Origin of the sequence: Caballeronia sp. M1242, from assembly GCF_017220215.1 — a bacterium.
Classification (GTDB): Bacteria; Pseudomonadota; Gammaproteobacteria; order Burkholderiales; family Burkholderiaceae; genus Caballeronia.
Map to the genome: position 1 here is coordinate 2,788,824 of NZ_CP071129.1, position 24,746 is coordinate 2,813,569.

The window sequence follows — 24,746 nt, forward strand, 5'->3', positions numbered from 1 at the left end:
ACAGCGCTTACTTCCCGCCCACGCTCTGCAACGTCGTCCACTTCCCGCCGACGACCTTATACAGCGTAATCCCGCCGTTCTTCAGATCGCCCTTCGCGTCGTACGCGAGGTGGTTCGTCGTCACGCCTTGCATGTCGGTCTTCGCGAGCACCGGCAGGTACTTCGCCGGGTCCGTCGAGTTGGCCGCCTTCATCGCGGTGAACATGGCCATCGCGCCGTCGTACGCGTACGGCGAGTACGTCTGCACGTCTTCGTTGAAGCGCTTCTTGTACTTCGCTTCGTACGCCGCGCCACCCGGCATTTCATTCATCGGCAGGCCCGCGAGCGATGCCACCGTGCCTTCCGCCGACTCGCCCGCGATCTTGATGAACGTGTCGGTCTTCACCATTTCGCCCGCCATCAGCGGCGCGCGGAAGCCGAGCGTCTTCATCTGCTTGACCATCGGGGCAGCCTGCGAATCCGCGCCGCCGTAGTACACGAGGTCCGGATTCATCGACTTGATCTTGGTCAGAATCGCCTTGAAGTCGACAGCCTTGTCGTTCGTGAATTCGCGATCGACGATCGTGCCGCCCGCCGCCTTCGCCGCCTTCTCGAACTGGTCGGCAAGACCCTGGCCATAAGCCGTGCGGTCATCGACGATGGCGATCTTCTTGACCTTCAGGTTCTTCACCGCGAACTCACCCGCGACCGAGCCTTGCTGCGTGTCGGACGTCATCATGCGGAAAGCGGTCTTGAACCCCTGCGTCGTGTATTCCGGCGCGGTGGCCATCGCGATTTCGGGGATGCCGGCGTTCGCGTAAATGCGCGATGCCGGAATGGTCGTGCCCGAGTTGAAGTGGCCAAGCATGCCCTTGATGCCATCGTCCACGAGCTTCTGCGCGACGGTCGTGCCCGTGCGCGGGTCGGCCTGGTCGTCCGCCGAATCCAGCACGATGCGAACCGGCTTGCCGCCGATCACCGGCTTCGTCGCGTTGAATTCCTCGACCGCGAGCGTGATGCCGTTCTGGAAGTCCTTGCCGTAGTGGGCTTGCGCGCCCGTCATCGGGCCGGCGAAGCCGACCTTCACGTCGTCTGCCTGCTGTGCGAATGCGGTCCCCGCGAACGACAGGCCGGCGAGCGTCATGGCGGCTGCCAGCTTGGTCATCGTGTGCTTCATAGCTTCTCCTAATACCAGTGTGGATGGCAGCTTTTTGCCGGGATCGCCGTGCCTGCTGCCGTTTGTTTTGAATTTGTCTGAACCGGGCGCCGCAAGTCTCAACCGATCGTCATCAAATTCGCGTTACCGCCCGCCGCCGCCGTGTTCACGCTCACCGAGCGTTCCGTCAGCAGACGTTCGAGCGCGTAGTCTTCGCCGTCGTGGCCAGCGTCGGCGAACGTGCCCGCCGCGACGCCCTGCACCGATACGATCGGCCCCGGGCGCTTAGCGACTTCCTTCACCAGCGACAGCAGTTCGTCACTGTCGCCTTCGAACAGCACGGCATCGTAGCCGGCTGCCGGATCCTTGCTCACCGACGCATGCGCCTTCAGCGCGGGCGGCAGCGATGCCACCAGTTGCTCGCCCGCCGATCCCGCGAAGAGCGCCTTGTTGCCCGTCGCCAGCACCGCGGCGAATTGCGCGCGCGCGCCGCTCGCCGTCGATGCCACGCAGAACACCGTCCCGCGCGCGCTCAACGTGTACGTGTTGCGCTCGCCCGTCGGACCGGACAGCACCGCCGTCGCGCCCGCCAGCACGTGTTGCAGATAGCCGTCGCAACGCGCGGCCGTCTGCGGATCGCGTTCGCCGATGGCCCAGTCGCGCAACGCGGTAAGCGCCGCGGCGGGCGTATTGGCGGACGGCGTTTCGTCGACGACCAGCGTGCTCGCGAGCGACTTCGGCAAGCCGGTCGGGCGCTTGGCCAACAGACGCTGCAAGTACAGCGCACCGCCCGCCTTCGGACCCGTGCCCGACAAACCTTCACCGCCGAACGGCTGCACGCCGACCACTGCGCCGATCACGTTGCGGTTCACGTAGATGTTGCCCACGTGCGCGCGCTGAATGACATGCGCGATGGTTTCGTCGATGCGCGTATGGATGCCGAGCGTGAGTCCGTACCCCGTCGAGCGAATTTGGTCGAGGAGTTTATCAAGAGACGCACGGCGGTAACGCACCACATGCAGCACCGGCCCGAACACTTCGCGCTTCAGCTCGTCGATGCTTTCCAGCTCGATCAGCGTCGGCGGCACGAAGGTGCCTTGGGCGCACGCGTCGGGCAGCGGCTGCTGCACGACCTTGCGGCCCTTCTCGCGCATCGCCGCGATATGCGCGTCGATGCTGCGCTTCGCGTCGGCGTCGATCACGGGACCGACATCCACCGACAGGCGATCTGGATTGCCCACGGCGAGTTGTTTCATCGCGCCGGTCAGCATGTCGAGCGTGCGGTCCGCGACATCGTCCTGCAGACAGAGAACGCGCAGCGCCGAGCAGCGTTGACCGGCCGAATCGAACGAAGACTGCATCACGTCCGCGACGACTTGTTCCGCGAGCGCCGACGAATCGACGATCATCGCGTTCTGGCCGCCGGTTTCAGCGATGAGCGGGATCGGGCGGCCATCGGAATCGAGGCGTTCCGACAGCGTCTTGTTGATGAGGCGCGCGACTTCGGTCGAGCCGGTGAACATGACCGCACGCGTGCGGGCATCGGCGACCAGAGCCGCGCCGACGGTTTCGCCATCGCCCGGCAGCAGTTGCACCGCGCCCGCCGGCACGCCGGCTTCGCGCAGAATACGCACGGCTTGCGCGGCGATCAGCGGCGTCTGCTCGGCAGGTTTCGCGAGCACCGGATTGCCCGCCGCGAGCGCGGCCGCGACCTGACCCATGAAAATGGCCAGCGGGAAATTCCACGGGCTGATGCACACCACCGGACCGAGCGGGCGATGCGTGTCGTTCGAAAACTCCGCGCGAATCTGCGACGCGTAGTAGCGCAGGAAATCGACGGCTTCGCGAATCTCCGCGATGGCGTTCGGCAGCGACTTGCCCGCTTCGCGCACGACGAGGCCCATCAGCGTATGCATCTGCGCTTCGAGCAGGTCGGCGGCGCGCGAGAGGCAATCGGCGCGGTCTTCGACGGGCGTCGCCTGCCAGATCGGCGCGGCGGCCACGGCGTTCGCGAGCGCGGCGCTCACCTGTTGCGACGACGCTTCGACCACAGTGCCGACCACATCGCGGTGATCCGCCGGATTGCGAATCTCGCGTGCGACGCCGTTTTGCGGATCATCGCGTTCGAGCATCGGCACGGCCTGCCACGGATGATTCGCGCTCGCGAGCAGCGCCGACGACAGCGACGCCAGCCGATGCTCGTTCGACAAATCGAGGCCCATCGAATTGAGGCGCTCGTTGCCGTAGAGCTGGCGCGGCAGCGGAATCTTCGCGTGCGGCGCGCCGAGCGGCGTGATGGCTTGCGCTTCGTCGATCGGATCGCGCACGAGATCCTTCACCGGAACCGATTCATCCGCGATGCGGTTCACGAACGACGTGTTCGCGCCGTTCTCCAAAAGACGGCGAACGAGATACGCGAGCAGCGTTTCGTGCGTGCCGACCGGCGCATACACGCGGCACGGACGGTTCAGCTTGTCGCGGCCGGTGACTTCCTCGTACAGCGGCTCGCCCATGCCGTGCAGGCACTGGAACTCGTACTGGCCGGGATAGTAGTTCTGTCCCGCGAGGTGATAGATGGCCGACAGCGTGTACGCGTTGTGCGTGGCGAATTGCGGATAGACGGCATCCGGCGCGCCGAGCAGCTTCTTCGCGCACGCGAGATACGAGATGTCCGTATAAATCTTGCGCGTGTAGACCGGATAGCCTTCGAGGCCGTCCACTTGCGCGCGCTTGATTTCGGTATCCCAGTACGCGCCTTTCACGAGACGAATCATCAAACGGTGACGGCTGCGGCGCGCGAGATCCACCAGATAGTCGATCACGAACGGGCAGCGCTTCTGATACGCCTGCACCACGAAGCCGATGCCGTTCCAGCCCGCCAGTTCCGGATCGAAGCACAGCGCTTCGAGCAAGTCGAGCGAGAGTTCGAGACGGTCGGCTTCTTCGGCGTCGATGTTCAGGCCGATGTCATAGCGCCGCGCGAGTTGCGCCAGCGCGCGCACGCGCGGCAGCAGTTCGCTCATCGTGCGCTCTTGCTGCGAGCGCGAGTAGCGCGGATGCAGCGCCGACAGCTTGATCGAAATGCCCGGGCCTTCGTAGATGCCGCGCCCGCCGGCCGCCTTGCCGATCGCGTGAATGGCCTGCTCGTACGACGCGTAGTAACGCTGCGCGTCTTCTTCCGTCGTCGCGGCTTCGCCGAGCATGTCGTAGGAGTAGCGGAAACCGCGCGCTTCGAACTTGCGGCTGTTCGCGAGCGCCTCGGAGATGGTCTCGCCGGTGACGAACTGCTCGCCCATCAGACGCATCGCCATATCGACGCCCTTGCGGATCAGCGGCTCGCCGCCCTTGCCGATCATGCGCGTGAGCGCCGACGACAAACCCGCTTCGCTGTTCGTCGTCACGAGCTTGCCGGTAATCATCAAGCCCCACGTCGCGGCGTTGACGAACAACGACGGCGCCTGGCCCATGTGCGAGCGCCAGTCGCCCTTGCTGATCTTGTCGCGGATCAGCGCGTCGCGCGTCGCGCGGTCGGGAATGCGCAGGAGCGCTTCGGCGAGGCACATCAGCGCCACGCCTTCCTGACTCGACAGCGAGAATTCGTGAATCAAACCTTCGACGCCGCCGCCCTTGCTTTTCGCGCGCAGCGTTTCGACGAGCTTTGTCGCGAGCTTTTCGGTGTCGGCGGCGACGGTGGCCGGCAGTCGCGCCTGACCGATCAGAAACGGCACGCACTCCGGCTCCGGACGGCGATACGCCGCCGTGATCGCCGCGCGCAGCACGGACTGCGGTTGCACGTTCTGCGCGAATTCGAGGAACGGGTGCGGCGCGCCGTCTTCGTCGCCTTCGACAGTCGCGGCGTCGCTCATCTCCGACGTGCCGTTCACGCCCGAGAGTTCCGGCGGAAGCTGGCCGTGCTCGATCCGCTCCAGATACGCGAAGATCGCCTGCTTGATCAGCCAGTGTGGGGTGCGTTCCAGTCGCGTGGCGGCGTCTTTCAGCCGGGACCGCAGCAAATCGTCGACTTTCACGCCAAGGGTTGTGCTCGCCATATTTCCTTCGTTTGCCGGTCGCGCTTACCCGGCCAGGGACCTAAAAGTTGGCGAATCGTACTCCGCTGATATAAAAGGTGCAACCGGCATTTTCGAGAGGGTTGCACCGCGTCGAAACCCTTGCGGGGCGGGCTTCTCCGTGGTTTTTCAGATGCTTGTCCGGTGGCGGAAATAGCCTAGTAGTTTCCCTAACCCACTCTTTTTTGGGACAACCCCTAAGTAAATGCGTCCCCGCTGCCGATATAAAGCGATGCGCGCCGTCCGGCGCTACAAAAGCAGCTACGGGGAACGACAACATGAGCACGTGGATGGTGGTGGTCGGGGTTTGGGCGATGTTCGCGCTTTGCATGGTGCTGTTCGTGCGCGGGGCGTCGTCGCGCACGCATCATGTCGACGATACGCGCGACGAGGCGACGCCGGTTCGCGGCGGCGCGGAGGCATCGCGCGCGAAAGTCTGACGAGCGGCGATCGGCCCGCCGCGTTTTACACGTCGAGCGGGTCGACTTCCACGTTCCAGCGCAGCACGCCTTTGAGCGAGCGCAGCACCGGCTGCCACGCTCGCAGCGCCGTTTGCAGCGCGGCGCGCGAGCCGCTTTCCAGCAGCAGTTGCGCGCGGTGCACGTTGAACACCTTGACGATGGTGAGCGGCACGGGATCGTAGACGGTTACGCGGTCCGCGCCGGGCAACGGCGCGAACGCGGCGGCGGCGTCTTCGAGAAACGCGATCGCGGCTTCGAGCGTGCGGCCTTCGGCGCGAAGCATCGCCTGATAGACGAAGGGCGGCAGGCGCGCGTCCCGTCGCTCGGCGAGCGTGGCGTTCGCGAATCCGACGTAGTCTTGTCGCGACAAAGCGAGGTAAAGCGCGTGGCGCGGATAGCGCGTCTGGATCAGCACTTCGCCGGGCAGCCCGGCGCGGCCCGCGCGGCCGCTGACCTGCGTCAGTTGCGCGAAGAGCCGTTCGCTCGCGCGGAAGTCGTGCGAGAAGAGCGCCGTGTCCGCATTCAGCACGCCGACGAGCGTGACGCGCCGGAAATCGTGTCCTTTCGCGATCATCTGCGTGCCGACGAGAATATCGACCTCGCCCGCGTGGACGTCCGAAAACAGCGCCTGCGCGCTGCCTTTGCGCCGCGTGCTGTCGGCGTCGATGCGCAGCACGCGCGCGCCCGGCACCACGCTCGCCAGCGTTTCCTCGACGCGTTGCGTGCCACGGCCCATCGGCGCGATATCGATATTGCCGCAATCCGGGCACGACTTCGGAATGCGCGATTCCCAGCCGCAGTGGTGGCAGCGCAGCGCGCGCTCCGGCTTATGCAGCACCGCATAGGCGCTGCAACGCGGGCAGCCCGCGACCCAGCCGCAGGCATCGCACGAGAGGATCGGCGCGTAGCCGCGTCGGTTCAGAAAGACGAGGCTCTGCTCGCCGCGCTCCAGCCGCGATTTAAGCGCCGCGATGAGCGGCCCCGACAGCCCTTCGACTGACGCCCGGCCGCGCCGGTGCTCTTCCTCCAGATCGATGAGCCGCACGGTCGGCAGTGCGGCGTCGGTGACCGCGCGGCGCGTCAACGTGAGTCGCGTGTAGCGGCCCTGCTCCGCCTGCCACCAGGTTTCGAGCGAGGGCGTCGCGGACCCGAGCACCACCGGAATCTCCAGTTGCTTCGCGCGATACACCGCCAGATCCCGCGCCGAATAGCGCAAGCCTTCCTGCTGCTTGTAGGCGGGATCGTGTTCCTCGTCGACGACGATCATCGCCAGGCCCGGCATCGACGCGAGAATGGCGAGCCGCGTGCCGAGCACGATTCGCGCGCTGCCGGTGTGAGCCGCGAGCCAATTGCGCGCGCGCTCGCCTTCAGCGAGACCGCTGTGCATCGTGACGATGGAATCCGGCGCGAGCGCGGCGAATCGCTGGCGAAAAGCCGCTTCGAACTGTGGCGTGAGATTGATTTCCGGAACGAGGACGAGCGCCTGCGCGTCCGGCCGCGCCGCGAGCAACGCGGCCAGCGCGTGGAGATAGACCTCGGTCTTGCCGCTGCCGGTGACGCCATGCAGCAGGAACGGCGCGAAGCCCTGCGCGCCCGCGATGGCATCGACGGCTTCGCGTTGTTCGTCGGTGAGTTGCGGGAGCGACGCCCCGCCGGTCGGCGATGACGGCGCGTCGGGCCGTGTCGCTTCGCCTGGCGCGGCGCGTTCGATCCAGCCGCGCGCGAGCCAGTCGTCGAAAGTCGCGGACGCCTTCGGATGCAGCGCGCGGGCGTCGGGTACGGTCAACGACTCATGTTCCGCGAGCACCGCAGCCAGACGGCGCAGCGCGTGGGCGCGAATGGGCAGCGCGTCCGGAAGCGCATTGCGACCAGCGGGCAGCAGCCGGAAGCGCTCCTCGACCGCGAGCAGCCGATCCCAGCGCGACGCGTCGCGCAAGGCTTGCGGAAGCGCCGGCAGCGCCACTTCGCCCAGTCCGCGCTGATAATATTCCGCCGCGAAATGCGCGAGCGCGATCCACTGCGATGACAGCGGCGGGCATTCGCGGCAAATGCGCGTCACGTCGCGCAGTTTGTTGGGCGGCACGTCGGTCTCGGACGTCACCTCGCAGATCAGCCCGACGACGTCGCGCCGGCCGAACGGTACCTCGACGAGCGCCCCGACGGCCGGTTCGCCTTCCAGCGAGTAGCGGTAGTCGAACAGCACGGGCATGGGCTGATCGACGGCGACTCGCACGAACACGTCCGTCATTGTGCGAAGCGCCCGCGAGAGGCGGCCCTGCGGCCGTGCGACGGCCGCGTAAGGCGAGGCCGCTCGAACTTAAAGTGGAGTGTCAAAGTCGCCGAGAAGTGGCCGGTTTTTTCTCGTTTTCCGCTGCTTTCCACAGGCCTGTGGATAACTTTGTTGAGAAGTGCCGTTCGGGCCGCCGCAAACAATGTCACGGATCCCTTATGTGCGTTTGTCCACATATCGGACAAGACTCTTATAAGTTGTTTATAATCAATGAGTTGCAGGAAGCATAGCCGGGTTTTATGGCCTGCGCCCGCCGATATGTCTGATGGCGCGACGCAACGAACAAAATGTGCATAAGTCCACCTTGACATCCGGGGAGTCCGCGAACGGCGGGCGATTGCGATTGCAGGGCCGCACGCGCCGGCTACCGCAGTTGTCGACGTTCGCTGCAGTGCAGCATCGCGGATTAACGGGGCACGCCGCGCGCGCGCATGTCCCGACTGTACTGATGCACTTCGTCGACCAGTTCCGCGACGTGCTCCGGCGGCGTGAACTGCGAGATGCCGTGTCCCAGATTGAACACGTGGCCCGGAAAATTCCCGAAGCTGTCCAGGACGCCGCGCGCTTCGGCGCGAATGGCTTCTGGCGGGGCAAAGAGAACGGCCGGATCAATATTGCCTTGTAGCGCAACGCGACCGCCCACGCGCTCACGCGCCGCGCCCAGGTTCACCGTCCAGTCCAGGCCGACCGCATCCACGCCCGTGGCGGCGATCTCGTCGAGCCACAGCCCGCCGCCCTTCGTGAACGTGATGACCGGAACGCGCGCCCCGTCGTGTTCGCGCTTCAGACCCGCGACGACCTTGGAAATGTAGTCGAGCGAAAAGCGTTGATACGCGCCGTCGGCAAGCGCCCCGCCCCACGTATCGAAAATCATGACCGCTTGCGCGCCCGCCTCGATCTGCGCGTTCAGATACGCGGTCACGGCCTGCGCATTGATGTCGAGAATCCGGTGCATGAGGTCGGGCCGCGCGTAAGCCATCGCCTTCACGGTCCGGTGATCGTCCGAGCCGCCGCCTTCGACCATGTAGCACGCGAGCGTCCACGGGCTGCCGGAAAAACCGATGAGCGGCACCTTCTGGCGGCCTTGCGCGTCGGTGAGCGCGCGGCGGATCTGGCTCACGGCGTCGGTGACATAGCGCAGCGTCGCGTCGATGTCCGGCACCGAGAGACGCTTCACGTCGTCTTCCGTGCGCACCGTGCGTTCGAAACGCGGACCTTCGCCCTGCACGAAATTGAGGCCGAGGCCCATCGCGTCCGGGACGGTGAGGATGTCGGAGAAGAGAATCGCGGCGTCGAGCGGATAGCGTTCGAGCGGTTGCAGCGTGACTTCGGTGGCGAAATCCGGATTCTTCGCGAGCCCGAGGAAACTGCCGGCGCGCGAGCGCGTGGCGTTGTATTCGGGCAGATAACGGCCGGCCTGACGCATCAGCCAGATCGGCGTGTATTCGGTCGGCTGGCGCAGCAGCGCACGCAAAAAGGTGTCGTTGAGAAGAGTGTGTGCCACGTCGCTCGATGCCGAAGCCTGAAGAATCGTCCATTCTACCGGACCGGCTGCCCGGTTTCGCAGCAGCGCGGCGGCAAATCGGCGCGCGTCGCGAGCTTTTCGAGATGATTTGCAGACGCACGGACGCTCGTTATCATCGATGGCCGCGGCGTCGTCGCGGCCCATCACAACTAGAACCAGGAGCATCGATGAAACGCATGTCCTTCAGTCTTGCCGCCTGCGCGCTGACTTGGCCGCTTCTCGCATCGAGCGTCGCGGACGCCCAGACCGTTCAGGGCGGCAGCGTCGTGCAGGCCGCGCCCGCGTACGCCTCGCGGCTCGACGAAGTGCTCGCGCGCCACACGCTGCGCGTCTGCACGACCGGCGACTACAAGCCGTACTCGTTCTTGCGGCCGGACGGTCAGTTCGAAGGCATCGACATCGATCTCGCGGACAGTCTCGCGAAGTCGCTCGGCGCGAAAGCCGATTACGTCAAGACGTCCTGGTCGAATCTGATGAACGACTTTGTCGCGAAGTGCGATATCGCGGTCGGCGGTGTGTCGACGACGCTCGAGCGGCAGAAGCGCGCGTTCTTCACCGCGCCGTACATGGAAGACGGCAAGACGCCGATCGTGCGTTGCGGCGACGTCGACAAGTATCAGACCGTCGCGCAGATCGACCAACCAAACGTGCGCACGATCGTCAATCCGGGCGGCACCAACGAACGATTCGCGAAGCAATACTTCTCGCATTCGCAGCTGATCGAGTATCCGGACAACGTGACGATCTTCAAGCAGATACTCGACGGCCGCGCCGACGTCATGGTCACGGACGCCTCCGAGACGCTGCTTCAGCAGAAGCTGAATCCCGGTCTGTGCTCAGTGCATCCGGACAAGCCGTTCCAGTTCGGCGAGAAGGCGTATCTGCTGCCGCGCGGGGACGTGGCGTGGCAGCAGTATGTGGATCAGTGGCTGCACCTCGCGCGCTCGACCGGCGAGTTTCAGACTGTCGTCGACAAGTGGTTGAAGTAACGCGTCAGCGATCCGCGCGCAGCAGTTCGCCCGCGCGCTCGCCGATTTGCCGCAACCAGTCGCGCGCCGCGCCGGACTGCGCGTGCAGGCGGCCGAAGCCATGCGTCATGTTCGTCGCGTCGATCATCTCGACGCGTCCGCCGTTGGCTTCGAGGAAACGCTGAAGCTCGTAGGCGTCGTCGTAGAGCGGATCGTAGGCGGCCGCGACGATCAAGGCGCGCGCGGGCGTCCGCTCGTACGGCTCGGCGAGCGGGAACGCGCGCACGTCGTGCTCGTCGGGCGCGGCGCCGGACAGGAACTGCGTCCAGTACCAGCGCATTTCGTCGTTGGTCAGGCCCGGTCCATTGGCATTCGCAAGACAACTCGGGCTGTCGAACTGGCGTCGCATCACCGGATACAGCAGCAGTTGCATGTTGACGAGGCCCGCCACGCGCTGGTTCGCGCCGCGCGCCGCGACGACCGCCAGATGCGCGCCCGCGCTGTCGCCACCGACGCCCAGCCTGTCCGTCGCGAAGCCAAGCCGCGAGCGATGTTCGGCCAGCCACAGAAGCGCGTCCAATGCGTCGTCGCACGGAGCGGGAAACGGATTCTCCGGCGCGAGCCGGTAATCGACGCTCGCGACGGCACACTGCGCATCGAGCGCGAGCCGCGCGGCGAGGCCGTCGTGCGTCTCGATGTCGCCCACCACCCAGCCGCCGCCGTGAAAGTAAACGAGCAACGGCAGCGGTCCGCTCGCCGCCTTCGGCCGATAAATGCGCGCGGCAATCGTGCGGCTTTGTAAAGAAACGTCAATGTCCTCGACGGCGATGGCGTCGTTGCGCTCGCCCGAATAGGCCTGCGCGACCGCCTTGAAGCGCTGACGCACGGCGGATGCATCCGCGTCGGGGCCGAGCGGCGGGAAGGCTTCCGCGACGCGGCTGTAATACTCAAGAAGGTCCGAATCGATCGTCATGCACGTCTCCAATTAGTGTTTTGCGTGATGGCCGCGCATTGAAAACACACCAAAAAATCGTTTTCATGCGTCCGCCCGTGCTATTTTTCTGAAGAATAGCGAAATCGGCCGCCGCCGTTTAAACTGCATTTTGCACTGGCCTCGGGGCAAATGAATAAATGGCCCAATTAACTCGCAATAAATGGCCAGACATTAGCGGTTTCAGGGGAGAATGTTTAGCTCGACGATTATGCACCTTGGGTTACAACCTGAAACACTTTGTTACGGCCGTCGTCAATCAATTCGCCCACAATCTGTTCAAACGGTTTCAACACGGGTGGTATCGATTGCGCTGCGGAAACGGCAACGCAAATCGCAAGCCGGCATGGCCTGGCGCTCCGAATAGGGGGCATCCGTGTTGGGATCGTTCTTCGGTTTGAAGGCAGGACCGAAGCTCCCACAGTTGGTCTCCTCGCGCTAACCCCGTAGCGTGTGGTTTTTAGCGGGCTCCAGGCCCGCTTTTTTTTCGCCTCGACAAACGTTTGCGCGCTTGCGCTTCGGGCGTTTGTCGTATCGTTTGCCCATGACAGAAGGGAGCGCGCTGCGCTCCCTTTGTCGTTTGCCGGCCGTTTAGACATCTCGATCAGGCGGTCTTCGCTTCGGTCAGCTTCAGTTCGTCGATCATCTGCGCGCGCATCACGAACTTCTGCACCTTGCCGGTGACCGTCATCGGCAACTCGTCGACGAAACGGATATATCGCGGAATCTTGTAGTGCGCGATCTGCCCTTCGCAAAAAGCGCGGATTTCCTGCTCCGTCGCCTGCTCACCCGGACGCACCACGATCCATGCGCAGACTTCCTCGCCGTATTTCGCGTCGGGCACGCCGAAAACCTGAACCGACTGGATCTTGGGATGGCGGAACAAAAATTCTTCGATTTCGCGCGGATAAATGTTCTCGCCGCCGCGTATCAGCATGTCCTTTAATCGCCCGACGATATTGCAGTAACCCTCGGCGTCGAGCGTCGCGAGATCGCCAGTGTGCATCCAGCCATCGACGATCGCCTCGCGCGTCTTGGCTTCGTCGCCCCAGTAGCCTTTCATCACCGAATAACCGCGCGTGCAAAGTTCGCCCGTTTCGCCGACCGGCACGATTTGCCCGAGCGCATCGACGATCTTCACCTCGAGATGCGGCTGAATGCGGCCGACGGTGGCCGTGCGCTTGTCGAGCGGGTCGGTCGTCGAGCTTTGGAACGATACGGGGCTCGTCTCCGTCATGCCATAGGCGATGGTGATCTCGCTCAGGTGCATCTTCGACACCACGCGCTTCATTGTTTCGATCGGGCACGGCGAGCCCGCCATGATGCCGGTGCGCAGGCGGCTCAGGTCGTACTTCGCGAAATCGGGGTGATCCAGTTCCGCGATGAACATCGTCGGCACGCCGTGCAGCGCGGTGCAGCCCTCTTCGTGAACGGCGGCGAGCGTCGCAGCGGGATCGAACGCTTCGCCGGGAAAGACCATCGCCGCGCCCGTCGACACGCACGCGAGCACTGCCAGCACCATGCCGAAGCAGTGATACAGCGGCACGGGAATGCAGAGCGAATCGGCCTCGGTCAGGCGCATGGCCATCGCGATGAAGCGCGCGTTGTTCACGATGTTCCGATGCGTCAGCGTCGCGCCCTTCGGGTTGCCGGTCGTGCCGCTCGTGAACTGGATGTTGATCGCGTCGTGGGCGTCGAGTTTGGCTTCGAGCGAGTCGAGCCGCGCGGTGTCGACCGCGGCGCGGCCCCGGCGCATCACGTCGTCGAAATTCAGCATGCCTGGCGTGGTGCCGTCGCCCATGCGAATCACTGTGCGCAGCGCAGGCAGCTTGGCCGCGTGCAGGTCGTTGAGCTCGGCGTCGGACAACTCGGGCGCGAGTGCCTGAAGCATGTCGAGATATTTCGACGTCTTGAAGCGCTCGGCCGCGATGATGGCCGTGCAACCGACCTTCTGCAGCGCGTATTCCAGTTCGGCCAGCCGATACGCCGGGTTGATGTTCACCAGCACGGCGCCGATGCGCGCGGTAGCAAACTGCGTCAGCAGCCATTCAGCGCGATTCGGCGACCAGATGCCGACGCGATCGCCCGCTTTGAGGCCGAGTTGCAGCAGCGCGGTCGCGAGCGCGTCGACCTCGTTGGCGAACTCACGCCACGTCCAGCGGATGCTTTGTTCGCGGAACACGACGGCCGGTCGGTCTGGAAAGCGCGCGACCGTTTCCAGCAGAAAGCGCGAGACGGTGGCATCGCTGAGCGGGATATGGGTCGCGCCGCGGACATAAGAGAGGCCGTCGCGCGGTTCGATCTGCGCGCCGGCGTGCGTCGGTTCGTGTGCCATCGATGGACTCCGCCCGGATGAAGGCTAATTGGAAGGCCATTGTGCATGGCGACGCCGCGAGCGGGCATTCAGTGTTACCCGCAATGCTTGTCGGTCGGATCGGTCGAGGCTTCGTCGAATCAATGCGTTAGGCGCATAGCGGAAACGTCGCGCATCCGATATGCACATTTGCCGAGGCATGCCCGCATAAAAAAAGCAGCCCGGAGGCTGCTTTCTTGACTCGCGAATGTGCGTCTCGCTCAGTGCTTCGCGTGCGCCTTGCGCAAACGCTGAATCGCTGCGAGCTGCGCTGCGGCATACGCCAGCTCGGCTTGCGCCGTAGCGTACTCGAGTTCGGATGCGTTGTTCTGCATCGCTTCCTCGGCGCGCTTCTTCGCTTGCTCGGCCTTGGCTTCGTCCAGATCGGCGCCGCGAATGGCGGTGTCGGCCAGCACGGTCACGATGCCCGGCTGAATCTCCAGAATGCCGCCCGCGACGAACACGAACTCTTCCGAGCCGTCTTCCGCCTCGATGCGCACCGCGCCCGGACGAATGCGCGTGATGAGCGGCGTGTGACCCGGCAGAATGCCGAGCTCACCGGACTCGCCCGGCAGCGCGACGAACTTCGCCTGGCCCGAGAAGATCTGCTCTTCCGCGCTGACGACGTCTACTTTGATGGTTGCCATGTTGTCCAACTCCTGGGTTGAGCGTAGTTCGAGGACGCCGGCGTGAGCCGGCGTCCGCTTCGTTACACCCGACCTTTACTGGATCTTCTTGGCCTTTTCGAAGGCTTCGTCGATCGTGCCAACCATGTAGAACGCCTGTTCCGGCAGGTGATCGCATTCGCCTTCCACGATCATCTTGAAGCCGCGAATGGTTTCCTTCAGCGGCACGTACTTGCCCGGCGAACCCGTGAACACTTCAGCGACGTGGAACGGCTGCGACAGGAAACGCTGGATCTTGCGAGCGCGCGCGACCGACAGCTTGTCTTCCGGCGACAGTTCGTCCATACCCAGAATCGCGATGATGTCGCGCAGTTCCTTGTAGCGCTGCAGCGTTTGCTGCACGCCGCGCGTGATCGAATAATGCTCTTCGCCGATCACGTTCGGGTCGATCTGACGCGAGGTCGAATCGAGCGGGTCCACGGCCGGATAGATACCCAGCGAAGCGATGTCACGCGACAACACGACGGTTGCGTCCAGGTGGCCGAAGGTCGTAGCCGGCGACGGGTCGGTCAAGTCGTCCGCAGGGACGTACACGGCCTGAACCGACGTGATCGAGCCGGTCTTGGTCGACGTGATGCGCTCTTGCAGCTTGCCCATTTCTTCAGCCAGCGTCGGCTGATAGCCCACTGCCGACGGCATACGGCCGAGCAGTGCCGACACTTCCGTGCCTGCCAGCGTGAAACGGTAGATGTTGTCCACGAAGAACAGCACGTCGAGACCTTCGTCACGGAAGTGCTCGGCCATCGTCAGGCCGGTCAGCGCGACGCGCAGACGGTTGCCCGGCGGCTCGTTCATCTGGCCGTACACCAGCGCGACCTTGTCCAGAACGTTCGAGTCCTTCATTTCGTGATAGAAGTCGTTCCCTTCACGGGTACGCTCACCAACGCCCGCGAACACGGAGTAACCGCCGTGTTCCTTCGCGATGTTGTTGATGAGTTCCATCATGTTCACGGTCTTGCCCACGCCGGCGCCACCGAACAGACCGACCTTACCGCCCTTCGCGAACGGGCAGATCAAGTCGATAACCTTGATGCCGGTTTCGAGCAGTTCCGTCGACGGCGACAGCTCGTCGAACGAAGGCGCTTGCTGGTGAATCGAACGCAGGTTCGTCGATTCGATCGGGCCCGCTTCGTCGATCGGACGGCCGAGCACGTCCATGATGCGGCCGAGCGTCGGCTTGCCGACCGGCACGCTGATCGGCTTGCCGGTGTTCTTGACCATCGTGCCGCGGCGCAGGCCGTCGGATGCACCCAGACAGATGGTGCGGACCACGCCGTCGCCCAGCTGCTGCTGGACTTCGAGCGTCAGTTCCGTGCCTTCCAGAATGAGCGCGTCGTAAATCTTCGGCATTTCCGCACGCGGAAACTCCACGTCGATAACGGCGCCGATGCACTGTACGATCTTGCCTTCTACCAAAGCAGTAGTACTCATCGCATTTCCTTTAGATACTGTGTTCTTTCACGCGGTCAGCAAAATCAGACCGCCGCGGCGCCGCCGACGATTTCCGACAATTCTTTCGTAATCGCAGCCTGACGGCTCTTGTTGTAGACGAGCTGCAGTTCGTTGATCACTTGTTTCGCGTTGTCCGACGCCGCCTTCATCGCGACCATGCGCGCCGATTGCTCAGACGCCATGTTTTCCGCGACCGCCTGATAGACGAGCGCCTCGACGTAGCGCACGAGCAGGTCGTCCACCACGGTTTGCGCGTCCGGCTCGTAGATGTAATCCCACGACGTCTTCGGCGTTTCGGCTTCGCTCTCCTGCTTATGGAGATCGTCGATCGACAGCGGCAGAAGTTGTTCGATCACCGGCTCCTGCTTCATCGTGTTGACGAAGCGCGTGTACGCCAGGTACACCGCGTTGACCTTGCCTTCCGAATACAAGTCGAGCTGCACCTTGATCGCGCCGATCAGCTTTTCCAGATGCGGCGTGTCGCCCAATTGCGTGACTTGCGACACGATACGGGCGCGCAGCCGGTTCAGAAAGCCGAGCCCCTTGCCGCCGATTGCCGACGCCTCGATGGACACGCCGCTCTGATCCAGTTCCTTGATGCGGTTCAGCGACGCACGCAGGATGTTCGTGTTCATGCCGCCGCACAGACCCTTGTCGGTCGTGACGAGGATCAGGCCAGCCGCTTTCGCGCCGTCGTTCTTCACCATGAACGGGTGACGATACTCGGGATTCGCGGCGCTCATGTGCGCTGCGATTGCGCGGACTCGGTCAGCGTACGGACGGGCGGAACGCATGCGCTCCTGGGCGCGGCGCATCTTGGATGCGGCGACCATTTCCATCGCTTTCGTGATCTTGCGCGTGTTCTGCACGCTCTTGATCTTGCCGCGAATTTCCTTCATTCCAGCCATTGCTTACTCCTTGATCGAAGCCGCGCGGCGTCCATCCGATGACGCGCCGCGCGTTGCTCCTCAGTCCCGATCAATAAGCGCCCGACTTCTTGAAGTCCTTCAGCGCGGCATGCAGCGCGCCTTCGTCGTCCTTCGACAAGTCTTTGTTGTCTTCGATGCGCTTAATCAGATCGGCATGGCTCGTCTTCAGGTATTCGCGCAGGCCCTTTTCGAACGGCAGCACTTGCGCAACTTCCAGATCGTCGAGATAGCCGTTGTTGGCCGCGAACAGCGACACCGACAGCTCCCACACCTGCAGCGGCTGATACTGCGGCTGCTTCAGCAGTTCCGTCACGCGGCGGCCGCGCTCCAACTGCTTGCGGGTGGCTTCGTCGAGGTCGGACGCGAACTGCGCGAACGCCGCCAGTTCACGATACTGCGCGAGGTCGGTACGAATACCGCCCGACAGCTTCTTCACGACCTTGGTCTGAGCCGCGCCACCGACGCGCGACACCGACACGCCCGCGTTGATCGCAGGACGGATACCGGCGTTGAACAGGTCGGTTTCCAGGAAGATCTGGCCGTCGGTAATCGAGATCACGTTCGTCGGAACGAACGCGGTCACGTCGCCGGCTTGCGTTTCGATGACCGGCAGCGCCGTCAGCGAACCGCTCTTGCCCTTCACTTCGCCGTTCGTGAACTTCTCGACGTACTCTTCCGAGACGCGAGCCGCGCGCTCGAGCAGACGCGAGTGCAGATAGAACACGTCACCCGGATACGCTTCACGGCCCGGCGGACGACGCAGGAGCAGCGAGATCTGGCGATACGCCCATGCTTGCTTGGTCAAGTCGTCATAGACGATCAGCGCGTCTTCGCCGCGATCGCGGAAGTATTCGCCCATCGTGCAGCCGGCGTACGGCGCGAGGTATTGCATCGCTGCCGATTCCGAAGCCGAAGCCGCGACGACAATGGTGTAAGCCATCGCGCCCGTTTCTTCGAGCTTGCGCACCACGTTCATGATCGACGAAGCCTTCTGGCCGATCGCGACGTAGATACAGATGAGGTTCTTGCCCTTCTGGTTGATGATCGCGTCGACAGCCACGGCGCTCTTGCCGCACTGACGGTCGCCGATGATCAGCTCGCGCTGACCGCGGCCGATCGGCACCATCGCGTCGATCGACTTCAGACCCGTCTGCACCGGCTGCGACACCGACTTACGCCAGATCACGCCCGGCGCGATCTTTTCGATAGCGTCGGTCATCTTGGCGTTGATCGGGCCCTTGCCGTCGATCGGGTTGCCGAGCGCATCGACCACGCGGCCGATCAATTCCGGGCCGACCGGCACTTCGAGAATGCGGCCCGTCGTCTTGACGATGTCGCCTTCGGTGATGTGCTCGTACTCACCGAGAATAACGGCGCCGACGGAGTCACGCTCGAGGTTCAGTGCAAGACCGATGGTGTTGCCCGGAAACTCGAGCATTTCGCCCTGCATCACGTCCGACAGGCCGTGGATACGCACGATACCGTCGGTCACGGAGATCACGGTGCCCTGGTTGCGAACGTCCGCGCTCGCTTCAAGGCCCTGGATCCGGCTCTTGATCAGCTCGCTGATCTCAGAGGGATTGAGTTGCATTATTCGCTCCTGATAGTCAATTCTGTTGCGTGCCAGCTAAGGCGCTTCCAAGAAGCGTCAGGCGGTGAGCGCCGTCTGCATGCTGGCTAGGCGCGCGCGGACCGAGGTATCGAGCACTTCGTCGCCGACCGTCACGCGAACGCCGCCGATCAGCGACTGATCGATTTCGACGATCGGTTTCAGCTTGCGCTCGAACTTGCGTTCGAGGCTTGCGACCAGGTCGTTCAACTGTGCGCCTTCGAGGGGGAACGCGCTGACGATATGCGCGTCGGCCGCACCTTCACGGGCGTTCTTCAGCTCGTCGAACTGGACGGCGATTTCCGGCAGCAGCGGCAGACGATGGTTGTCCACCAGCATGCGCACGAAGTTCTTTGCCTGAGCGTTGCCCTGAGCGAGCGGCGACTTCACCGCGGCGAGCAGCAAGTCCGTGATCTGCTCGCGGCTCACTTTCGGGCTCGAGGCGACTGATTCCACTTCGGGCAGACGCGCAACCTGTGCCAGCTCCTCGACGAAGGTGGACCAGCCCGCGAGATCGCCGGTTTCGGCCACGCGGAACAGCGCTTCTGCGTAAGGACGAGCGATGGTTGCAAATTCGGCCATGATCAGAGCTCGGTTTTGAGTTGATTCAGCAGATCGGCGTGAGCCTTCTGATCGACTTCGCGCCTCAGAATTTGCTCTGCGCCCTTCACGGCCAGCGCCGCGACTTCGGCACGCAGGGCTTCACGCGCCTTGACGATTTGCTGGTCGGCGTCCGCCTTGGCCTGCGCGATGATGCGCGCGGCTTCGGCTTGCGCGTTGGCCTTGATTTCTTCGGCGACGGCTGCGGCGCGCTTCTCGGCGTCAGCAATGCGCTGCTGGCCGTCGTTGCGAGCCTGCGCGAGTTCCTGGTCGACGCGCTTGTGCGCGGCTTCCAGTTCCGCCTTGCCCTTGTCGGCGGCGGCGAGGCCGTCGGCAATCTTCTTCGAGCGCTCGTCGAGGGCGTTGATCAACGGCGGCCACACGAACTTCATCGTGAACCACGCGAGGATCAGAAACACGACCATTTGCGCAAACAGGGTTGCGTTGAGATTCACGGTGTTTCCTTAAACGTTGCTTGATCGGAGAGTGAAACGGTTAAAAGGCGCTAACCGGCTGTTGTGCTCGATCAGCGCCTCACCCGTTCCGTTCTGCGTCCTGTCAAAAATTCGGACGCGCACTTCCGAGAAACCTCAGCCTGCGAGACGCGCGAGCAGCGGGTTCGCGAACGCAAACAGCATTGCCACACCAACGCCGATCAGGAACGCCGCGTCGATCAGACCAGCCAGCAGGAACATCTTGGTCTGCAGCGGGTTCATCAGTTCCGGCTGGCGGGCGCATGCTTCAATGTACTTGCCGCCCATCAGACCGATACCGATACAGGCGCCGATTGCACCCAGGCCGATGATGATGCCGATACCGACGGCGGTCAGACCCTGGATGTTGGCGATGAAAGCTTGCATGATCACTCCTTTGATTAAAGACTTTGGAACTGGATTTATAAAAATTAAAACTGTGATTCTTTGACGATTCCGGACCCCGGCACGCTCACGTTAGTGCGTGTCATGCGCCTGGCCGAGATACACCAGCGTCAGCATCATGAAAATGAAGGCCTGCAGGAACACGATCAGGATGTGGAACACTGCCCACACCGTGCCCGCGATCACATGGCCAATGAAGCCGAGCACGGACAGGTTCGCACCGAAGGTCCACATGCTGCCGAGAAGCGCGATCAGCAGGAACAGCAGCTCGCCGGCGTACATGTTGCCGAAAAGTCGCATGCCGAGGGAAACCGTTTTGGCGGCGAACTCGATGATGTTCAGCGCGAGGTTCGGAATCCACAGAACCGGATGCGAGCCGAACGGAGCGGACAGCAGTTCGTGCACGAAACCGCCGGCGCCCTTGATCTTGATGTTGTAGTAGAGCATCAGCAGCAAGACGCCCAGCGCGATGCCGATGGTGCCGTTCAAGTCGGCCGTCGGCACGATGCGATGATGCGGAAGCGCGTGCTCGAGCCCGAGCCAGCCGATCACGCGGCCAGGCAAGTCAACGGGGATGAAGTCGAGCGAGTTCATCAGCGCGACCCAGACGAACACGGTCAGCGCGAGCGGCGCGATGAAACGGCGGCTGCCGTGAATCATCGACTTCGACTGGTCCTCGACCATTTCCACGAGCATTTCGATTGCGCACTGGAAACGGCCGGGCACGCCGGACGTCGCCCGACGAGCCGCGAGGCCCAGAATGATGATGGTCAAAAGGCCGCATACGATGGACCAGAACAGCGTGTCCAGATTCCAGACGTGGATGTCGAAGATCGACGTCTGCGGATGCGTGGAAAGATTCTGCAAGTGGTGCGCAATGTACTCGGACGGATCCAGAGCGTGCGTTCCTTCGCTAGCTGCCATATCGTTAAAGCCACCCAAATTGTCAAAAATCTTTCGCCGCCTTCGCTTCCGAGCCGCCGCTTCGCGTCGCGGCTCCGGGGCGAGAGGCCCGTGTGCGGAACGCGTTCCGCACTCATGTTCATCCTACCTACGGCCACGCTGCGCCGCACCTACCCGGGAGGTCATGAAGACCCGCGGCGCAAGGTCATCGCAGCGCCATGGCCACCCAGTACGCTTTCAGCGCGACGATGTACGTGACGAGCAACGGCAGCCACAGCGCGCTCTTATACCAGAGCGCGACGGCGACGAACATAGCAATCGTCGCTCCCATCTTGACGCCTTCGCCGATCATCCAGCTCATGATCGTCTCCGCGCCGCTTCTCGCCTTCAGGCGCGCGGCGAACAGAGCCGCAGGCACCCAGGCGATCGCTCCTCCCAGAAAGGCGGACAGCGCAGCATCGCCCGGCGGCTTGTAAAACAGCCACCAAAGCAGCGTCGCACCCAGGGACAAAACCATTTGCGCCGCCACGACGCGATACGGCGTGACACGCGATGGACGACTCACTTGCGGGCCGAACAGCTTTTCTGCCTGATCCCGTGTGAGCGGAACGATATTGTTATCTTGCGCTTCGGCGTCCCACGAGTCGTCAGTCGAATTGCGCGGCTGATTTCCGGTGGCGTGGTTATCGCCGGTCGAGCGAGCACTGACTTGCATGTTTCGTTTGCGCATGTGCGTCGCATTTGCCCGAGGTCCTCGCGCGAAGTACTCGCGCTTGGCTTCGGGCCTTCAACCCAGTGTCCGGAGAATCACCTTGCGCTTTCGCGGCGCTTTCGAGGTGGCCTAGCTGATAAATCCGGGGGATTGTAAGCGATTGTTGTCACGGATTCAATAGTTTAGGTGCGTCAAAAGCCAAGCGGACGAACCTTAAAAAACGGTCTCAAAACCGAGATTTTTCTTGCGATTGCAAGCAGATTTTCAGATTGAAACCGATTGCGTCGGACGCTTCAAACGAGCGCCCAGCCGATCACCATGGCCGCGATCCAGAAGGGTATCGACACGACGTGGAACGGCGTCCACATGCCCTTCTCGCCCGACAGACGCACAGCGATGAGATTCGCGAGCGAGCCGATCGCCACGCCGAACCCGCCGACGCTCACGCCGAACGCGAGCGCGCGCCAGTCCTTCGAGAACTCCGCGAGCACGATGGCCGCCGGCACGTTACTGATGCCCTGCGAGAGCACCGCGCCGGCGGCGAATGCGCGCACCGGCGAGTGGATGCCGATGCGCGCAATGGCATCGTGGATGGTCGGCAACGCGGCAGCACTGCGAAGCACGATGAACATCAGCACGAAGATGAGCAGCAGGAGGTAGTCGATCTTCAGCACGACCTCGCGTCGCCAGAGGAGGAAGCCGACGGCCAGCGCTGCCAGCGCGGGACCCGCGTGATGCGCGTCCGCCAGCGCGACGAAAACGCCGAACGCGACGATGCTGATGCCGCATAGTCTCCGGTCGACCCGATGCGCCTCCGCATCGCCCGAGAGGTCGAGCGGCGTCGCGCGAAACATCGCGAAAGTCAGCGCGAACAACAGTGCCATCAGCGCCGCGCACAACGGCAGCAGGTTCCACACGAAGACGCCGAAGGGAACGCCGCTCGTCTGCCAGAGAAACAGGTTCTGAGGATTGCCGAGCGGAGTCAAAATCGAGCCGGCATTGACTGCCAGCGCGATCACGATCACGAGCTTCTTGATCGGCAGCGGCGCCAGCTTGTTGAGCGACAGCGCGAGCGGGACGACGGCGAACAGCGCGACATCGTTCGTCAGCAGCGTGGACAGGCCGGCCGCCAGCGCGACAAGTAGCAGCGCCAGCCCGCGCTCGCCATGTATGTGATGCACCAGCCGATGCGCCGCCCACATTAGGAATCCTGACAATTCTATAGCTTTGGTCAGGATCAGCAGACCGGCGAGCGTGAGCACCGTCTGCCAGTCGACCAGACCCGGCAGCGCCGTCAACGGTTGCGGACGGACGATCTCGATGAGAACCAGCGCGAGCACGAGTATCGCGAGCACCGGTTCCTTCGTGATCGTCTTCCAGATGCGTGCCGGCAAGTCGGGGCGCACGCCCTTGGCATCGAGCTCGGACAAGATCGACCCTTGCCTTTACGCTGCGGGCGTCGGCGTTTCGATGCTGCCGCGCAGCTTCGTCAGAATGCCTTCGAGCGCGTCCAGATTGCCGAAGTCGATCGTGACCTTACCGCGCCCCCGGCCGCCGACCTTGATCTTCACGCTGGCCGCGAGCAGATCCGACAACTCCTCCTCCAGACGACGCGTGTCGCGTCCGCCGTCGCTTGGCGGGCGCGCCTTCGCGGGCGTCTGCTTCAGCGTCGCGGCGACGAGGCGCTCGGTTTCCCGCACCGACAAGCGGCGGTTCACTACATGGTTGGCCAACTGAATCTGCGTGGCGGCGTCGACGGACAAGAGCGCGCGCGCGTGCCCCATGTCGAGGTCGCCGGCGAGGAGCATCGTCTGAACAGGCGACGCTAGATTCAACAGACGCAGCAGGTTCGACACCGCGCTCCGCGAACGCCCGACTGCTTCGGCGGCTTGTTCGTGCGTGAAGCTGAATTCGTCGAGCAGGCGCTGGATGCCCTGCGCTTCTTCCAGCGGGTTCAGGTCCTCGCGCTGGATGTTCTCGATCAGCGCCATCGCCGCGGCCGCCTGATCGGGGACGTTCTTCACGAGCACCGGCACTTCGTCGAGACCGGCAAGACGCGCCGCGCGGAAACGCCGTTCGCCCGCGATGATCTCGTAATGATCGTTGCCGACGGAGCGCACGAGAATCGGCTGCATCAAGCCCTGCGCACGAATGCTCGAGGCGAGCTCCTGCAACGCGCCTTCGTCCATGCGCGTGCGCGGCTGGTACTTGCCTGCTTGCAGCTTGTCGAGCGCCAGCACCGTCGGCGTGCCCTCGCCGCGCACGGCTTCCGTGATGTCGACGCTGCCGCCGAGCAATGCGTCGAGACCGCGGCCCAAACCCTTTTTCTTCATCACAGCGTTCATTTCGGTTCCTCCGTCGGCGTTTCCTGCCGCATCGATTGGGGTTGCAGCGCGCGCAAGCGCTCGATCATTTCCGCGCCGAACTGGACGTACGCCTGCGCGCCGCGCGACGCCTTGTCGAACACGACGCCTGGCAAGCCGTAGCTGGGCGCCTCGGCGAGACGCACGTTGCGCGGGATGACGACATCGAACACCTTGTCGCCGAAGTGCGCCTTCAGTTGATCCGATACCTGCTGCTGCAGCGTGATCCGCGGATCGAACATCACGCGCAACAGTCCGATCACCTTGAGGTCGCGGTTGAGATTGGCGTGAATCTGCTTGATGGTGTTGACGAGGTCCGAGAGACCTTCGAGCGCGAAGTATTCGCACTGCATCGGGATGATGACGCCGTGCGCCGCGCACAGCGCGTTCAGCGTAAGCAGCGACAATGCGGGCGGACAATCGATCAGCACGAAATCATAGTCCGGCGCTATGTCGGCAATCGCGGCGCGTAGAATGCGCTCGCGGTTTTCCATGCCGACCAACTCCACTTCCGCGCCCGCCAGTTCGCGATTTGCCGGCAGCACATCGTAGCCCACGGATTCCGGACTCACGCGTGCTTCGCGCAACGTGACGCCATCTACCAGCACCTCGTACACCGTGTTCTCGCAGGCGGCTTTGTCCACGCCGCTGCCCATCGTCGCGTTCCCCTGCGGATCGAGGTCGATCAACAGCACGCGTTGGCCGAGACCCGCGAGACTGGCTGCCAAGTTCACTGCTGTCGTCGTCTTTCCAACGCCGCCCTTCTGATTTGCGACGCAGAAGATTTTTGCCATCGTTTAATGTCCTCGTTTCTTCGCTGTCAG

Annotated in this window: 20 protein-coding genes; 2 read left to right on the forward strand and 18 right to left on the reverse strand. The window is 63.5% G+C overall.

Features of this window, described 5'->3' with window-relative positions; all coding sequences use genetic code 11:
• Positions 1–7 precede the first annotated feature (7 nt).
• Together JYK05_RS13035 and putA are read right to left on the reverse strand one after the other, a co-directional pair.
• On the reverse strand, positions 8–1,156 hold the full coding sequence (locus JYK05_RS13035) for a branched-chain amino acid ABC transporter substrate-binding protein (protein ID WP_206467246.1): 1,149 nt from the start codon (positions 1,154–1,156) through the stop codon (positions 8–10).
• Between the two features lie 98 nt (positions 1,157–1,254).
• A complete protein-coding gene (gene putA / locus JYK05_RS13040) occupies positions 1,255–5,184 on the reverse strand; it encodes a trifunctional transcriptional regulator/proline dehydrogenase/L-glutamate gamma-semialdehyde dehydrogenase (RefSeq protein ID WP_206467247.1) in 3,930 nt (1,309 codons plus the stop codon).
• A 296-nt stretch (positions 5,185–5,480) separates the two neighbouring features.
• Between putA and JYK05_RS13045 the strand changes: the two genes are divergently transcribed.
• Entirely contained in the window at positions 5,481–5,642 is a 162-nt protein-coding gene (locus tag JYK05_RS13045) for a hypothetical protein (protein ID WP_175938639.1), read from the forward strand.
• A 25-nt stretch (positions 5,643–5,667) separates the two neighbouring features.
• Here the strand turns inward: JYK05_RS13045 and JYK05_RS13050 are convergent, their stop codons facing one another.
• Together JYK05_RS13050 and hemE are read right to left on the reverse strand one after the other, a co-directional pair.
• Complete coding sequence (locus tag JYK05_RS13050; protein ID WP_206467248.1) at positions 5,668–7,911, reverse strand: primosomal protein N'; 2,244 nt, start codon at positions 7,909–7,911, stop codon at positions 5,668–5,670.
• A 448-nt stretch (positions 7,912–8,359) separates the two neighbouring features.
• Complete coding sequence (gene hemE / locus JYK05_RS13055; protein ID WP_175938643.1) at positions 8,360–9,457, reverse strand: uroporphyrinogen decarboxylase; 1,098 nt, start codon at positions 9,455–9,457, stop codon at positions 8,360–8,362.
• Between the two features lie 188 nt (positions 9,458–9,645).
• On the opposite strand from hemE, the gene JYK05_RS13060 reads away from it, so the two are divergent.
• Positions 9,646–10,467: a transporter substrate-binding domain-containing protein gene (locus tag JYK05_RS13060; RefSeq protein WP_206467249.1), complete on the forward strand. Its 822-nt coding sequence runs from the start codon at positions 9,646–9,648 to the stop codon at positions 10,465–10,467.
• 4 nt (positions 10,468–10,471) lie between these two features.
• On the opposite strand, the gene JYK05_RS13065 is transcribed toward JYK05_RS13060, so the two are convergent.
• The 14 genes from JYK05_RS13065 to JYK05_RS13130 form a co-directional block, all read right to left on the reverse strand.
• Entirely contained in the window at positions 10,472–11,419 is a 948-nt protein-coding gene (locus JYK05_RS13065) for an alpha/beta hydrolase (protein WP_206467250.1), read from the reverse strand.
• Between the two features lie 622 nt (positions 11,420–12,041).
• Positions 12,042–13,772, reverse strand: a complete 1,731-nt coding sequence (locus JYK05_RS13070; protein WP_206467251.1) for an AMP-binding protein — start codon at positions 13,770–13,772, stop codon at positions 12,042–12,044.
• A 239-nt stretch (positions 13,773–14,011) separates the two neighbouring features.
• Complete coding sequence (locus JYK05_RS13075) at positions 14,012–14,437, reverse strand: F0F1 ATP synthase subunit epsilon (protein WP_175938650.1); 426 nt, start codon at positions 14,435–14,437, stop codon at positions 14,012–14,014.
• Positions 14,438–14,512: 75 nt separating this feature from the next.
• Entirely contained in the window at positions 14,513–15,907 is a 1,395-nt protein-coding gene (atpD, locus tag JYK05_RS13080) for a F0F1 ATP synthase subunit beta (RefSeq protein WP_175938653.1), read from the reverse strand.
• 44 nt (positions 15,908–15,951) lie between these two features.
• Positions 15,952–16,836, reverse strand: coding sequence for a F0F1 ATP synthase subunit gamma (gene atpG, locus JYK05_RS13085; protein WP_206467252.1), 885 nt, complete (start codon positions 16,834–16,836; stop codon positions 15,952–15,954).
• Positions 16,837–16,906: 70 nt separating this feature from the next.
• Entirely contained in the window at positions 16,907–18,448 is a 1,542-nt protein-coding gene (gene atpA, locus JYK05_RS13090; protein WP_175938658.1) for a F0F1 ATP synthase subunit alpha, read from the reverse strand.
• Between the two features lie 57 nt (positions 18,449–18,505).
• On the reverse strand, positions 18,506–19,048 hold the full coding sequence (locus tag JYK05_RS13095; protein WP_175938660.1) for a F0F1 ATP synthase subunit delta: 543 nt from the start codon (positions 19,046–19,048) through the stop codon (positions 18,506–18,508).
• Positions 19,049–19,050: 2 nt separating this feature from the next.
• Positions 19,051–19,521, reverse strand: coding sequence for a F0F1 ATP synthase subunit B (locus tag JYK05_RS13100; protein WP_175938663.1), 471 nt, complete (start codon positions 19,519–19,521; stop codon positions 19,051–19,053).
• Positions 19,522–19,656: 135 nt separating this feature from the next.
• The gene (atpE, locus tag JYK05_RS13105) at positions 19,657–19,926 is read right to left on the reverse strand and encodes a F0F1 ATP synthase subunit C (RefSeq protein WP_175938665.1); all 270 of its coding nucleotides are present in this window, start codon (positions 19,924–19,926) and stop codon (positions 19,657–19,659) included.
• A 90-nt stretch (positions 19,927–20,016) separates the two neighbouring features.
• Positions 20,017–20,868 (reverse strand): F0F1 ATP synthase subunit A, encoded by an 852-nt coding sequence (atpB, locus tag JYK05_RS13110; protein WP_175938667.1) that lies wholly within the window; start codon positions 20,866–20,868, stop codon positions 20,017–20,019.
• Positions 20,869–21,052: 184 nt separating this feature from the next.
• Positions 21,053–21,577 carry an ATP synthase subunit I gene (locus tag JYK05_RS13115; protein ID WP_206467253.1) on the reverse strand — a complete coding sequence of 175 codons (525 nt, stop codon included), beginning with the start codon at positions 21,575–21,577 and terminating at the stop codon, positions 21,053–21,055.
• Between the two features lie 275 nt (positions 21,578–21,852).
• The gene (locus JYK05_RS13120) at positions 21,853–22,989 is read right to left on the reverse strand and encodes an SLC13 family permease (protein ID WP_371826386.1); all 1,137 of its coding nucleotides are present in this window, start codon (positions 22,987–22,989) and stop codon (positions 21,853–21,855) included.
• A 15-nt stretch (positions 22,990–23,004) separates the two neighbouring features.
• A complete protein-coding gene (locus JYK05_RS13125; protein ID WP_206467254.1) occupies positions 23,005–23,904 on the reverse strand; it encodes a ParB/RepB/Spo0J family partition protein in 900 nt (299 codons plus the stop codon).
• Positions 23,901–24,716 (reverse strand): ParA family protein, encoded by an 816-nt coding sequence (locus tag JYK05_RS13130; RefSeq protein WP_206467255.1) that lies wholly within the window; start codon positions 24,714–24,716, stop codon positions 23,901–23,903. The genes JYK05_RS13125 and JYK05_RS13130 overlap by 4 nt, the downstream gene beginning before the upstream one ends.
• Positions 24,717–24,746: the final 30 nt, after the last annotated feature.

Excerpts from the sequence above, each read along its gene's own strand:
- JYK05_RS13035 (WP_206467246.1), bottom strand. The coding sequence starts at position 1,156 with ATGAAGCACACGATGACCAAGCTGGCAGCCGCCATGACGCTCGCCGGC.
- putA (WP_206467247.1), bottom strand. The coding sequence starts at position 5,184 with ATGGCGAGCACAACCCTTGGCGTGAAAGTCGACGATTTGCTGCGGTCC.
- JYK05_RS13045 (WP_175938639.1), top strand. The coding sequence starts at position 5,481 with ATGAGCACGTGGATGGTGGTGGTCGGGGTTTGGGCGATGTTCGCGCTT.
- JYK05_RS13050 (WP_206467248.1), bottom strand. The coding sequence starts at position 7,911 with ATGACGGACGTGTTCGTGCGAGTCGCCGTCGATCAGCCCATGCCCGTG.
- JYK05_RS13060 (WP_206467249.1), top strand. The coding sequence starts at position 9,646 with ATGAAACGCATGTCCTTCAGTCTTGCCGCCTGCGCGCTGACTTGGCCG.
- JYK05_RS13065 (WP_206467250.1), bottom strand. The coding sequence starts at position 11,419 with ATGACGATCGATTCGGACCTTCTTGAGTATTACAGCCGCGTCGCGGAA.
- JYK05_RS13070 (WP_206467251.1), bottom strand. The coding sequence starts at position 13,772 with ATGGCACACGAACCGACGCACGCCGGCGCGCAGATCGAACCGCGCGAC.
- JYK05_RS13075 (WP_175938650.1), bottom strand. The coding sequence starts at position 14,437 with ATGGCAACCATCAAAGTAGACGTCGTCAGCGCGGAAGAGCAGATCTTC.
- atpD (WP_175938653.1), bottom strand. The coding sequence starts at position 15,907 with ATGAGTACTACTGCTTTGGTAGAAGGCAAGATCGTACAGTGCATCGGC.
- atpG (WP_206467252.1), bottom strand. The coding sequence starts at position 16,836 with ATGGCTGGAATGAAGGAAATTCGCGGCAAGATCAAGAGCGTGCAGAAC.
- atpA (WP_175938658.1), bottom strand. The coding sequence starts at position 18,448 with ATGCAACTCAATCCCTCTGAGATCAGCGAGCTGATCAAGAGCCGGATC.
- JYK05_RS13095 (WP_175938660.1), bottom strand. The coding sequence starts at position 19,048 with ATGGCCGAATTTGCAACCATCGCTCGTCCTTACGCAGAAGCGCTGTTC.
- atpE (WP_175938665.1), bottom strand. The coding sequence starts at position 19,926 with ATGCAAGCTTTCATCGCCAACATCCAGGGTCTGACCGCCGTCGGTATC.
- atpB (WP_175938667.1), bottom strand. The coding sequence starts at position 20,868 with ATGGCAGCTAGCGAAGGAACGCACGCTCTGGATCCGTCCGAGTACATT.
- JYK05_RS13115 (WP_206467253.1), bottom strand. The coding sequence starts at position 21,577 with ATGCGCAAACGAAACATGCAAGTCAGTGCTCGCTCGACCGGCGATAAC.
- JYK05_RS13125 (WP_206467254.1), bottom strand. The coding sequence starts at position 23,904 with ATGAACGCTGTGATGAAGAAAAAGGGTTTGGGCCGCGGTCTCGACGCA.
- JYK05_RS13130 (WP_206467255.1), bottom strand. The coding sequence starts at position 24,716 with ATGGCAAAAATCTTCTGCGTCGCAAATCAGAAGGGCGGCGTTGGAAAG.